The organism is Aestuariibaculum marinum (genome assembly GCF_014596975.1).
GTDB classification, from domain to species: domain Bacteria; phylum Bacteroidota; class Bacteroidia; order Flavobacteriales; family Flavobacteriaceae; genus Aestuariibaculum; species Aestuariibaculum marinum.
This window is the reverse complement of the sequence record NZ_JACVXD010000001.1, coordinates 41232-53564: the sequence shown is the minus strand read 5'-3', so window position 1 is coordinate 53564 and position 12333 is coordinate 41232. Positions and strand designations below refer to the sequence as shown.

Here is a 12333-nt window from a genome sequence, read left to right as displayed (position 1 = left end):
AAGTAGAACTCATGTTTAATCTTAAAAATTAATATTATGGTATTAGATTTTTTACAAGACAACAAAACAGAACTTATTTTTTCGGTTATTATTGTAACCATCCTACTTGTTATTCATTATACGTTAAACTTTGCAGTAACTAAAATTGCAAAAAAAAGCGGATTCAACGATGCCCGAATACGATTGATTAGACGCTATATTCATGTTTCCTTATTCTTTATCGGTTTTTTAGCATTAGCTTATATATTTGGTACCGACTTTAAGGATTTGGCAGTTATTTTCTCATCTGTATTTGCTGTAATTGGTATTGGTTTTGTGGCCGTTTGGTCTATTTTAAGCAACATTACCTCTGGAGTCATTATGTTTTTCAACTTTCCACATAAAGTAGGAGACAAAATTAAAATTCACGATAGCGATTTTCCTATGGAAGGTATTATTGAAGATATTACCGCTTTTCAACTTCACCTTAGGTTAGATAATGGCGATTTAGTGACTTACCCAAACAATTTAATGCTTCAAAAACCGGTTACTTTAATAAAAAAAGATGCTATTGCCAGTGATGCCGAAGCTGTATAAATATTCTATATATTTATATCATGGCTAAGAAAAGAACAAAAAAACACAATAAAAAATCCGGACTAGCTCCGGGAAGCGTTATTTACACAGGCGACAAGTCTGATAAAAATCTGTTTATTGAAGTCTTCGATTATAACAAAGACCAGTGTATAGAAAAAGAACTACACAGTATCGAAGAGGCATTCGACTTTAAACTAACGGATTGTGTATCATGGATAAATATAAATGGCTTAAACCATGTCGACGCTATTGAGAGGTTAGGCACACATTTCAGTTTACACCCCTTGGTGATTGAAGATTTGGTAAGCATTTCTCAGCGTCCTAAAATAGATGAGTACGAAGATTACCTGTTTGTCGTACTAAAAATGCTGTATTTGGATGCTGAAGAAAAAGTTAACTACGAACAGGTCAGTTTCATTCTAGGCCCTAATTATGTGTTATCATTTCAGGAATCTGAAGGTGATGTTTTTGGTTCTGTACGAGAACGTATTCGCCTTGGAAAAGGACGCGTACGCACCATGCAATCTGATTATTTACTTTACATTCTTATGGATGCTATTGTTGATGAATATTTTAGTGTTATTGAAACCTTAGGTGACAAAATTGAAGATTTAGAAACAGATATCTTTGAAGGAAGTATTGAAGAATCGGCCACTAAAGTTATTCAGGAATTAAAAAAGGAAGTATTAAAAGTAAGACGCTCTATTTTCCCACTTCGCGAGGTTATTAATCGCATTGAAAAACACGAAAGCGAACTTATTCAACAACGTACTAAAACCTATTATCGCGATATATACGACCATTTGATTCAGGTAACTGAAAATATAGATATCTACCGCGAAATGATCTGGAGTTTAATGGATATGTATATGACTACCATAAGCAATAAAATGAATGAAGTCATGAAAGTGCTTACCATAATGGCTTCAATATTTATTCCTTTAACCTTTATTGCCGGTATTTACGGCATGAATTTCGAATACATCCCAGAGCTGCATTACAAGTACTCTTACTTCATTTTATGGGGTGTAATGATTGTACTTTTTATAGGGATGCTTATTTATTTTAAACGCAGAAAATGGCTGTAATCAAAGCATTTTTAACGTTAAAGAAATTTTAAACCCACAGGTTGGCGACATTAACTTTGGTATATTTGGATTTAGCTAACAACTCAATCATGCGAAAAACTACCCTATTCTCATTTGTTTTATTCTTAACCTTTTCATTTTCTCAGGCACAAAAACCAAAAGTGCCGGCTTCAGCTGAAATTTTTGAATCCATTCAAAAGCTAAACTTTTTAGGCTCGGTATTATACATCGCTGCGCATCCTGACGATGAAAACACCAGACTTATTTCCTACATGTCCAATCATGTAAAAGCAAGAACTGCTTACTTATCACTTACACGTGGTGATGGCGGACAAAATCTTATTGGACCTGAGATTAGAGAACTATTAGGTGTTATTAGAACACAGGAATTATTAGCCGCTCGTCGCGTAGATGGAGGTGAACAACTATTTTCCAGAGCAAACGATTTTGGGTATTCAAAACACCCTGATGAAACCTTAGACATCTGGGACGAAAACGAAGTTTTAAGCGATGTTGTACTAGCCATTCGCGAATTTCAACCAGATATTATTATCAATAGGTTCGATCACAGAACACCAGGTACAACCCACGGCCATCACACGAGTTCTGCCATGTTAAGTTTTAAAGCATTCGATCTGGCAAACGATACATCAGCGTATCCTGAACAACTACGAACAACAGAAGCGTGGCAACCAAAACGGCTGTTTTTTAATACAAACTGGTGGTTCTATGGGAGTCAAGCGGAATTTAACAAAGCCGATAAAAGTAAAATGCTAAGTTTCGATATTGGTGTTTATTATCCACTAAAAGGCTTGTCGAACAACGAAATTGCTTCAATTGCTAGCAGTCAGCATCTGTGTCAAGGGTTTGGTCGATTACACCAGCGAGGCACTCAAAAAGAATATGTTGAATTTTTAAAAGGGGAACCTGTATCAGATAAAACTAATATTTTCTCAGGAATTGATACCTCATGGAGTCGTATTGCCGGCGGTAAAGCTATTGGAAATATCTTATATAATGTGGAGAAGAATTTCAATTTCAATAATCCTTCAGTTCATATCCCTGACCTTTTAAAAGCCTATAATTTATTACAAAACGTAAAAAACGAACACTGGAAAACTCAAAAAACTAAAGAGTTAAAAGCTATCATTGAAATGTGTGCTGGACTGTATTTAGAAGCTTCCGCTGAAACACCGGCAAGCACACCAAATACATCTGTTAAAATTAACATTGAAGCCTTAAACCGAAGCAATCAGACAATTGTTTTAGAAAGCATTACTCAAGCCGATGGCAAAACCATTCAAAAAGATGTTGCTTTACAAAACAACGATTCAGAAAAATTTGAAACCGAATATACCATTTCAGAAGATACAAACTACACCACACCATACTGGTTAAAAAAGAAAGGGTCTTTAGGTATGTACACCGTTGAAGACAAAAGCCTAATTGGAAAGCCAGAAACACCACGAAGTGCAGTAATAAACTTCAATTTAAAAATTAACAATACACCTATCACATTTAGCAAACCGGTTATTTATCGCTACTCAAAACCTGATAAAGGCGAATTATACCGTCCGTTTGAAATCATCCCGGAAGCCTCGGCTAAAATCACTGAAAAGGTTATTATTTTCGATAATGGTAACGAACATACTATTTCACTAATTGTAAAAGCCGGACATGACAACTTAAAAGGTACTGCCGAAATTTGCCATCCTGAAAACTGGAGTGTTTTTCCTGAAAAACAAGAGGTAAACATCGCTAACAAAGGTGAAGAACAGATTCTAACATTCACCATTATTCCTCCTAAACATCAGGATGAAGGTTACATTAGCCCGATTATTCATATTGGAGATAAAACGTACACTAAAGAACTTATTGAAATCAATTACGAACATATTCCTTACCAAACTGTTCTACTTCCAAGTGAAAGTAAAGTGGTTCGATTAGATATTAAAAAACATGGTGAAAACATCGCATATATAGCAGGTGCGGGTGATGTTGTTCCTGAAAGTCTAGAACAAATTGGTTATAATGTCCGTATCATAAATCCGGAAAATATAACAGGTGAAACCTTAAAGCGTTTTGATGCTGTAGTAATTGGCATAAGAGCTTATAATACGATAGACGAACTAAAATTTAAACAACAAATACTATTCGATTTTGTAAAAGCTGGTGGTAATATGATTGTACAATACAACACCAATCGTGGATTAAAAACCGACCATTTAGCTCCTTATAATCTAGCGCTTTCTCGAGATCGGGTTACAGACGAAAATGCCAAAGTCGAGATTTTACACCCTGAACATCCGTTATTAAATACACCAAATAAAATAACACAAAAGGATTTTGAGGGCTGGACCCAGGAACGTGGTTTGTATTTCCCAAACAAATGGGATCAAGCCTTTACTCCTATCCTATCTATGCACGATAAAGATGAAGCGGCCAAAGAAGGAAGTTTATTGGTCGCTAAATATGGAAAAGGCTATTATATTTATACAGGATTAAGCTTTTTTAGAGAATTCCCTGAAGGCGTTTCAGGAGCGTATCGCTTATTCGCCAATATGCTTTCCATAGGTAAAGACCATTTACAACCCAATCAAAAACTAAACGACTAATTATGGAAACCAATGACCAACCCAAACCCAAATGGTTAAAATTATATTCGTTGGTATTAATTGCCAATGCCATTTATTTTTTCATATTCTATTTAATTACCAAAGCTTTTTAAGATGCAGACATTAAATTGGATAGATTGGGTGGTGCTTTCAATAACGCTCTTTGCTATTGTCGCTTATGGCACATGGCAAACGCGTGGTAGCAAAAATGTAAAAGATTACTTAAAAGGAGGCAATACTTCGCATTGGTGGACTATTGGCTTATCAGTTATGGCAACGCAAGCCAGTGCCATTACCTTTTTATCAACCCCCGGCCAAGCATTTAATGAAGGTATGGGCTTCGTGCAATTTTATTTTGGTTTACCTATTGCCATGATAGTTATTTGCATGGTGTTTATTCCTTTATATCACAGATTAAAAGTTTATACCGCCTACGAATTTCTTGAAAATCGTTTCGATCTAAAAACTAGAACACTTACCGCCATCTTATTCTTAATTCAACGGGGCTTGGCCGCTGGAATTACAATTTTTGCTCCGGCAATTGTCCTTTCAGTAGTCCTAGGTTGGAACCTACTAACACTTAACATCATTATTGGTGTAATCGTAATAATTTACACAGTTTCTGGAGGAACACGTGCCGTGAATGTAACACAAAAGCACCAAATGGTTGTTATTTTTATTGGTATGCTAGTCGCTTTCTTTTTAATTGTTAGTGATCTTCCGCAAGATATTACGTTTAGTGAAGCGGTGGACATTGCTGGTGCTAGCGGGAAAATGGAAGCTTTAGATTTCTCTTTTAACCTTAATAACCGATATACGTTTTGGAGTGGTATTATAGGTGGCACCTTTTTAATGCTTTCCTATTTCGGTACAGACCAAAGTCAGGTACAGCGCTATCTTTCTGGTAAATCGGTTAAAGAAATGCAACTTGGTTTGATTTTTAACGGACTTTTAAAAGTACCAATGCAATTCTTTATTCTGTTTATTGGTGTCATGGTTTTTGTGTTTTATCAGTTTAATGAAGCGCCAATTAATTTCAACCCAACCGCAACAGAACTGGTCTTAAATTCTGAATATTCTGAAGACTATCAAACACTTCAAAACCAACAAAAGCATATCTTTCAAGAAAAGAAAGAGCTCATTTATTCTTTTGTAAATCAAGACAATCAACAAGCTAAAGAACAACTGATTGAGATTAACGAAAAATCAAATAAGCTAAAACAACAAGCAAAATTGCTAATTGAGCAAGCCGGAGAAAAACAACAGATTAAAGTTGAGAGTAACGATGAAGACTATGTGTTTATTCATTTCATTTTAAACAATCTCCCCAGAGGTTTAATAGGTTTACTTCTAGCTGTAATTTTAAGTGCAGCCATGTCAAGTACTGCCAGTGAATTAAATGCGTTAGGCTCGACTACCACTATTGATTTATACAAAAGAAATGTAGGAGAAAAGACCGAAGAACAAATGGTTTCGGCATCAAAATGGTTCACTTTACTTTGGGGTATCATCGCCATAGGCGTAGCCTGTATTGGCGAACTTGCTGAAAATTTAATTCAGTTAGTCAACATTATTGGGTCCATTTTTTACGGTAATGTTCTTGGAATATTTTTAGTCGCTTTTTTCTTTAAAAGCGTTAAAGGAAACGCCGTTTTTATTAGTGGTATTATAACCCAGATAATCATTATCGGATTATACTTTTTAAACCTTTATGAGTTTATCAACCTACCATTTCTTTGGCTTAATTTTGTAGGCTGTATTGTTGTTATCATTTTAAGTTTACTAATTGACTTCAACAAAACAACACATATAGACAAAGGTATTTTAGCCACCCTTATTGGTATACTATCTTATTTTGGTTCTCTAATTATTTAAAATTCATGAAAATATCAGTTCAAAATAAAAAAATTCGCTGGGGTATAATAGGCTTAGGTAAAATTGCAGATAAATTCGCCACCGATTTAGCGACAATTTCTGATGCTGAATTATATGCTGTTGCCTCAAGACAACAGACTAAAGCCGATGAGTTTTCAAAAAAACACAATGCTAAAATGGCTTATGATAGTTACGAAGCATTAACCAACGATTCTAATATTGATGCAGTATACATTGCTACACCACATGTCTTGCACAAAGAAAACACGATTATGTGCTTAAAAAAAGGAATTGCTGTCTTATGTGAAAAGCCATTTGCCATGAATTCCGAGGAGGTAGAAGAAATGATTACCGTAGCCAAAGCAAACAAAACGTTGCTAATGGAAGCGCTATGGACCTACTTTTTACCACATTATCAATACGTTTTAAAACTTTTAAAAGACAAAACGTACGGAGAAGTACAATCACTATCGGCTGATTTCGGATTTCACCGCCCTTACGATACGAAAACCAGACTTTTCGACAAAGCCTTAGGTGGTGGTAGTTTATTAGATATTGGCATTTACCCTATTTTTGCAAGCTTATCAACTTTAGGGCTTCCTAAAAGGATTTCGGCCAACGCCACTTTTTTTGAAAACGGTGCCGACTCTACGTGTAATATGACTTTTACTTATTCTGATCACTTACAAGCAGAATTAAAAAGTTCTCTTCTGAAAGAATTACCTACCCAAGCTATTTTTACATGCGAAAAGGCTACCATTAAAATCAATACTCAATTTCATGCTCCTGCAACGGTCTCAATAATTAAAGACGGAAAGGAAGAATTAAAAGATTTTAACTACAATACCATAGGCTATAATTACGAAACTATACATTTTAATAATCTGCTTCGTGAAGGTAAAACCGAGAGCGATATTATGACGTTTGATTTCAGCAGAAAACTAATAAAAACATTAGACGATGTTAGAAATAAGATTGAGTTAGATTATTAAATAAAAAAAATCCCTCATTAGGGATTTTTTTAAACATTTATTAGTACCACACTATTCACTCTTACTTTTGCCATCAGGATTTAATTTTAACTTTTTAGACTCTTTTCCTTTCTTTAACAACAACTTATAAGTCATTTCTGTTGCTTTATCCTTATCATAAAACACTACATACGATGTCTGATCTACCATCCAATCAGGATATTCATTTAAAAGAGAGTTTTCAATATGCTCTGGAAGAGTTATATTTTTATACTTTTCTGAAGTACTTAAAATAACACCTTCTCTATCATAGTATGCATCAATAAATCCTTCAGCCCCTGTAAAACGTGTTCTAAATTCTTCATCCCTACCATCATACAAAGGAGAGTTTAACACATTATGCCTCGATGCTGCGAGTTCCAATCTTCTCACCCTATTATCAACATCTGTAGATTGTACTTTAGCTAGATAATCTTTATTAATATTAACTAAGACAACATCTTCTAGCACCACCGCCTGAACTTCAGTATCATTTTGGGAAAACCCAAGGTTAAGAAAACCTAAAACAAAAAAACCAATTAATAAATTTTTCATAATAACAGATTTAAGTTAAACAAATACTATTGCTATTATTAAGGGAGAAAAATTATTTATTGAAATTAGTCGTTGTATTACAATAAGCGTGCTACTTAAGTAGCTCTTTATTTTATTTTAAAATTGTATATACTATATTCGCTAAGCTTAATGAAAGCTTTAAAAACCTTTTACGTCTAAACCCCAAAACAAAGAAAAAATTATGCACATAAAAATATGGTCCGATATACGTTGTCCCTTTTGTTATATTGGAAAAAGACATTTTGAAGCTGCTTTGAACAGTTTCCCTGACAAAGAAAAAATAACTGTAGAATGGAAAAGTTTCGAATTAGATCCTAATTTGCAAACAACCACAACAACAGACGCATTAACACATTTTGTGGAAAACAAAGGTATAGACCGTGAGCGTGCTAAACATATGTTTGATAATGTAACAGCAATGGCTGCAAATGCGGGCTTAGAGTTTAACTTAGAACAATCTATCCCTGCGAATTCATTAAAAGCGCATCGTCTTTTACATTTTGCCAAGCAGCAAGGTGCCGCTTACAAAACTAAAGAAGCTTTACTAAAAGCACATCTTACGGAAGGTAAAAACATAGATGATATAGACGTACTTACCGAAATCGCCAGTTCGATTGGTTTAGATGACTACAAAGTGAAACACATGTTAGAATCTGATGCATTTGCTTATGAAGTAAGACAGGACGAAATGGAAGCCAGAAACCTAGGTATTAACTCTGTTCCTTTCTTTGTTTTAGATAATAAATATGGTATCTCAGGAGCTCAACCTGTTGAAGCCTTTACACAGGCGATTCAGGATGCCTGGGAAAAACATCAGGATAAATTAACTATAGTCGCAAATGATAATACTTGCGACATTAACGGAAATTGTAATTAAAAAAAAAGCGCCCAGTCAGGCGCTTTTTTTATATGTTATAATCATCCCTACAGAGCTCCCCACTCTTTTAAAGAATCTTTATTCATTTTTACATAATCGGCATTTCCTGCAGCCTCTGCACCAGCTAACGATTTCTTAGCAGCAGCAATAGCACCTTTTTTATCACCTGCTTTAGCATAAATTAAAGACTGTTGTCTTAGTTGCCAAAATGGAGCTTTATCTCCAGACATCGCAATCGATTTATCAATCCACTCTTTTGCCTGGTCAATATCTTTACCTTCTTGTAAGTAATAAACAGCAGCAGAGTAATAGTCACCAGCTCCTGGACCACTCATAGCTCTGTCAATGGATGCCGAAACAATAGATTCTGTTGGCACATCAATTTTCACACCTACATAAACATCTTCCCATAAAATACCCAGAACAGCTGAGTTATTTGTTAAGTCATCAAAAGTCATGGTAAACGTTTCTATTTTAACCGGCATTTTATATACATCTGCCTTAGCTTTAGCTACTACTTTAGAATCATCCCATTTTTGTGGTGTCCCCCAGTTTGATGTATCACTGTAAAATACAACCTCCCATGAAGACATTCCAGGTGTTGCAAAAACAGCATATTCCCCTGCTTTAACCTTAGTACCTCCAATAGTCACGTCTGTCGTAAAGCTAATTTTAGTATTGGAATTAGCTCCCAAACGCCAAAGTTTATCGTAGGGAACTAAATCACCAAATACAGTTCTACCTCTCATACTCGGGCGACTATATTCTAAAGTCATATCGGTTAATCCAACGGTTTGCATCAATTTAGATGACGGACTTGGTTGTGGTGTCTTTATTTGGGAAAAGCCCGAAAAAGACACTGCTAAAAATAATACTGAAGCTAAAATTTTTTTCATTTTAAAATGGTTGTTTAATTATCGATTCCTAAAATTAATAAAACAAGTCGTTATTATTATTAATTAATACATTAATAATACGACTATTCATTCTTCTAAAATAAGCAAATGCTATAAAAGATAACTACAAAATAAAATTAACAAAACATTTTGTTTAACTTTATTAATTAAAGATTAAACATTTCGTATCTTTACAAATAAATACTTGTAATTATGGCTAAAAACAAATCATTTTCGAAAACAGACTTTGTCTCTCATTATATGAATTATGTTCTTGAACAGAATGAGCGACCAAAGACCATTTTTTCATTCTGTAAAGCCATAAAAACAGATGAAGCTTCATTTTACGACTATTTTGGTTCTTTTGAAGGGTTAGAAAAACATATTTTCAATGCGTTCTTTTCAAATACCCATAACCTTTTGAAAAATGACGAAAATTTCACAACCTTCGATTCCAGAAACAAGTTATTAAGTTTCTACTATACATTCTTCGAAATACTAACGGCTAATAGAAGTTTTGTTGTTTTTATGCTGGATGGATTTAAAACAGATCTAAAACGCCTTAAGGTACTTTCCTCACTGAGGCAAAGCTATATTGAATTCATTAATAGTCTTGACATAGAAACTATCGAAACCAAACAAAAAGATATCGATAAATTCCAACAAAAAACACTTGCGGAAACGGCCTGGCTTCAGTTATTAATCACTATAGAATTCTGGATGAAAGACACTTCTGCAAAATTTGAAAAAACCGACATTTTCATTGAAAAATCGGTAAACACAAGTTTTGATATTATCAATACAACACCTATTAAAAGCATTATTGATCTTGGTAAATTTTTGTTCAAAGAAAAAATACAAATTTGATAAGTATAAATCATGAAAACCATCGATCACATACCAACGTCTAAAATTCAAAGAGCCACGAAACTTGTTTCTACAGGCGCTAAAGTTGGTGTTAACTATTTAAAATACTACGGAGATAAAATTACCAAAACGGAAGCAGAGGCTCTGGAAGTACTTAATAAAAATAATGCCGAGGACATATACAACAGTTTAAAACAACTTAAAGGAAGCGCTTTAAAGGTAGCACAGATGCTTAGTATGGAAAAGAATATTTTGCCAACAGCTTACGTTGAAAAATTTTCCTTATCACAGTTTTCTGTACCTCCATTATCAGCGCCTTTAGTGCTTAAAACATTTAAAACAAACTTAGGAAAATTACCAAGCCAGATTTACGACTCTTTTAACCTCGAATCTGTTAATGCCGCCAGTATTGGACAAGTGCATGAGGCAGAAAAGGACGGGAAGAAACTTGCTGTGAAAATACAATACCCCGGAGTGGCTAACAGTATTGCTAGCGATTTGGCTTTGGTAAAACCTATTGCAATTAAAATGTTTAATATTCGAGGAAAAGACTCTGATAAATATTTTAAAGAAGTTGAACACAAACTCATTGAAGAAACCAATTATATTTTAGAAGTTGAACAAAGCAAGTTCATTGCAGAAAGCTGCAACCATATCCCTAACTTAAAGTTCCCTAATTATTACGAAGACTTGTCTTCAGAACGTATTATTACCATGGATTGGATGCATGGTGAGCACCTTTCTGAATTCACCGCCTATAATTCTGATGAACAAAAAGCGCAAAAACTAGGTCAGGCACTGTGGGATTTTTATATGTATCAAATGCATATTTTGAAAAAAGTGCATGCCGATCCGCATCCTGGAAATTTTTTAGTTTCAGAAAACGGAGAATTAATTGTTCTCGATTTTGGATGTATAAAAACCGTACCTGAAAGCTTCTATAAACCCTATTTCGAATTAGCTAAGAAAGAAAACATCAATAACCCTGAGGTGTTCAAAGCAAAAATGTTTGAATTAGAAATATTGCGAGACGACGATACTAAAGAAGAATTGGAGTTTTTCTCGTCCATGTTTTTCGATATGCTTAGTTTATTCACACAACCATTTCATTCTGAAACTTTTGATTTTTCAGACACTAAATTTTTCAAATCAATTTCAGAAATGGGACAACGTTACAGTAAAAGTACCGAGCTGAAACAAATGAACGGAAATCGTGGTTCGAAACACTTTATTTACATTAACAGAACCTTTTTCGGCTTGTATAATCTTATGTTCGATTTGAAAGCCAAAGACATTAAAATCAATAATTTTAAAACCCTAACATAATGCATTTTAGTAGAAAGGATATTGACGAAATGCATCATCTTTACCGCATCAACTTAATCAACAGTTGTTCGGGGTTCAAAAGTGCCAATTTAATTGGTAGCAAATCTAAAAACGGCATTGAAAATGTAGCGGTATTTAGTTCGGTAACGCATTTAGGAAGCCACCCACCCCTTCTGGGTTTTATACTAAGACCTACAACGGTACCAAGAAATACCTACGAAAACATCAAAGAAACTGGAGTATACACTATAAACCATATTTACAAAACCATCATTGAAGACGCACATCATACCTCTGCAAAGTATGACAAGGATGTTTCGGAGTTCGATGTAACCAAATTACATTCAGAATATAAAAATGATTGTTTTGCTCCTTTCGTTAAAGGTGCTCCTGTGCAATTACAAATGAAATATGTTTCAGAGTATTACATTAAAGAAAATGATACTATTTTACTCATTGGAGAAATTAAAGAGTTGTTCTTAAAAGATGACTTACTTGAAAATGACGGATTCATTAATCTGTCGAAAGCAGAAATTGCCTCCATCAATGGTTTAGATGCCTATACTATTCCTAAACTTGAAAAACGTTTGGAATATCAACGACCAAAACAATTATTAGAAAAATAAA

11 protein-coding genes are annotated in these 12333 nt (G+C 34.3%); 9 read left to right on the top strand and 2 right to left on the bottom strand.

Annotated elements, in window-relative coordinates; genetic code table 11:
- Window positions 1–36 precede the first annotated feature (36 nt).
- The 5 genes from ICJ85_RS00235 (at window position 37) to ICJ85_RS00215 (ending at window position 7146) form a co-directional block, all read left to right on the top strand.
- Window positions 37–576: a mechanosensitive ion channel domain-containing protein gene (locus ICJ85_RS00235; RefSeq protein WP_188221761.1), complete on the top strand. Its 540-nt coding sequence runs from the start codon at window positions 37–39 to the stop codon at window positions 574–576.
- 20 nt (window positions 577–596) lie between these two features.
- Entirely contained in the window at window positions 597–1664 is a 1068-nt protein-coding gene (gene corA, locus ICJ85_RS00230) for a magnesium/cobalt transporter CorA (RefSeq protein ID WP_188221760.1), read from the top strand.
- Between the two features lie 89 nt (window positions 1665–1753).
- A complete protein-coding gene (locus ICJ85_RS00225; protein ID WP_188221759.1) occupies window positions 1754–4279 on the top strand; it encodes a PIG-L family deacetylase in 2526 nt (841 codons plus the stop codon).
- A 114-nt stretch (window positions 4280–4393) separates the two neighbouring features.
- Window positions 4394–6154, top strand: coding sequence for a sodium:solute symporter (locus ICJ85_RS00220; RefSeq protein WP_188221758.1), 1761 nt, complete (start codon window positions 4394–4396; stop codon window positions 6152–6154).
- Between the two features lie 5 nt (window positions 6155–6159).
- The gene (locus ICJ85_RS00215; protein ID WP_188221757.1) at window positions 6160–7146 is read left to right on the top strand and encodes a Gfo/Idh/MocA family protein; all 987 of its coding nucleotides are present in this window, start codon (window positions 6160–6162) and stop codon (window positions 7144–7146) included.
- 51 nt (window positions 7147–7197) lie between these two features.
- Here the strand turns inward: ICJ85_RS00215 and ICJ85_RS00210 are convergent, their stop codons facing one another.
- Window positions 7198–7719, bottom strand: a complete 522-nt coding sequence (locus ICJ85_RS00210) for a hypothetical protein (RefSeq protein WP_188221756.1) — start codon at window positions 7717–7719, stop codon at window positions 7198–7200.
- 202 nt (window positions 7720–7921) lie between these two features.
- On the opposite strand from ICJ85_RS00210, the gene ICJ85_RS00205 reads away from it, so the two are divergent.
- Window positions 7922–8617 (top strand): DsbA family oxidoreductase, encoded by a 696-nt coding sequence (locus tag ICJ85_RS00205; protein WP_188221755.1) that lies wholly within the window; start codon window positions 7922–7924, stop codon window positions 8615–8617.
- 47 nt (window positions 8618–8664) lie between these two features.
- On the opposite strand, the gene ICJ85_RS00200 is transcribed toward ICJ85_RS00205, so the two are convergent.
- Entirely contained in the window at window positions 8665–9513 is an 849-nt protein-coding gene (locus ICJ85_RS00200) for a DUF2911 domain-containing protein (RefSeq protein WP_188221754.1), read from the bottom strand.
- A gap of 213 nt (window positions 9514–9726) precedes the next feature.
- Here ICJ85_RS00200 and ICJ85_RS00195 point away from each other — a divergent pair, with 213 nt between their 5' ends.
- The 3 genes from ICJ85_RS00195 to ICJ85_RS00185 are packed head-to-tail and all read left to right on the top strand — an operon-like array spanning window position 9727 to window position 12332.
- On the top strand, window positions 9727–10380 hold the full coding sequence (locus ICJ85_RS00195) for a TetR family transcriptional regulator C-terminal domain-containing protein (protein ID WP_188221753.1): 654 nt from the start codon (window positions 9727–9729) through the stop codon (window positions 10378–10380).
- A gap of 12 nt (window positions 10381–10392) precedes the next feature.
- The gene (locus ICJ85_RS00190; RefSeq protein ID WP_188221752.1) at window positions 10393–11706 is read left to right on the top strand and encodes an ABC1 kinase family protein; all 1314 of its coding nucleotides are present in this window, start codon (window positions 10393–10395) and stop codon (window positions 11704–11706) included.
- The gene (locus ICJ85_RS00185) at window positions 11703–12332 is read left to right on the top strand and encodes a flavin reductase family protein (RefSeq protein WP_394354402.1); all 630 of its coding nucleotides are present in this window, start codon (window positions 11703–11705) and stop codon (window positions 12330–12332) included. The genes ICJ85_RS00190 and ICJ85_RS00185 overlap by 4 nt, the downstream gene beginning before the upstream one ends.
- Window position 12333: the final 1 nt, after the last annotated feature.

What these genes read in the sequence shown, in the direction of transcription:
- ICJ85_RS00235 (WP_188221761.1), top strand. Translation starts at nt 37, where the DNA reads ATGGTATTAGATTTTTTACAAGACAACAAAACAGAACTTATTTTTTCG.
- corA (WP_188221760.1), top strand. Translation starts at nt 597, where the DNA reads ATGGCTAAGAAAAGAACAAAAAAACACAATAAAAAATCCGGACTAGCT.
- ICJ85_RS00225 (WP_188221759.1), top strand. Translation starts at nt 1,754, where the DNA reads ATGCGAAAAACTACCCTATTCTCATTTGTTTTATTCTTAACCTTTTCA.
- ICJ85_RS00220 (WP_188221758.1), top strand. Translation starts at nt 4,394, where the DNA reads ATGCAGACATTAAATTGGATAGATTGGGTGGTGCTTTCAATAACGCTC.
- ICJ85_RS00215 (WP_188221757.1), top strand. Translation starts at nt 6,160, where the DNA reads ATGAAAATATCAGTTCAAAATAAAAAAATTCGCTGGGGTATAATAGGC.
- ICJ85_RS00210 (WP_188221756.1), bottom strand. Translation starts at nt 7,719, where the DNA reads ATGAAAAATTTATTAATTGGTTTTTTTGTTTTAGGTTTTCTTAACCTT.
- ICJ85_RS00205 (WP_188221755.1), top strand. Translation starts at nt 7,922, where the DNA reads ATGCACATAAAAATATGGTCCGATATACGTTGTCCCTTTTGTTATATT.
- ICJ85_RS00200 (WP_188221754.1), bottom strand. Translation starts at nt 9,513, where the DNA reads ATGAAAAAAATTTTAGCTTCAGTATTATTTTTAGCAGTGTCTTTTTCG.
- ICJ85_RS00195 (WP_188221753.1), top strand. Translation starts at nt 9,727, where the DNA reads ATGGCTAAAAACAAATCATTTTCGAAAACAGACTTTGTCTCTCATTAT.
- ICJ85_RS00190 (WP_188221752.1), top strand. Translation starts at nt 10,393, where the DNA reads ATGAAAACCATCGATCACATACCAACGTCTAAAATTCAAAGAGCCACG.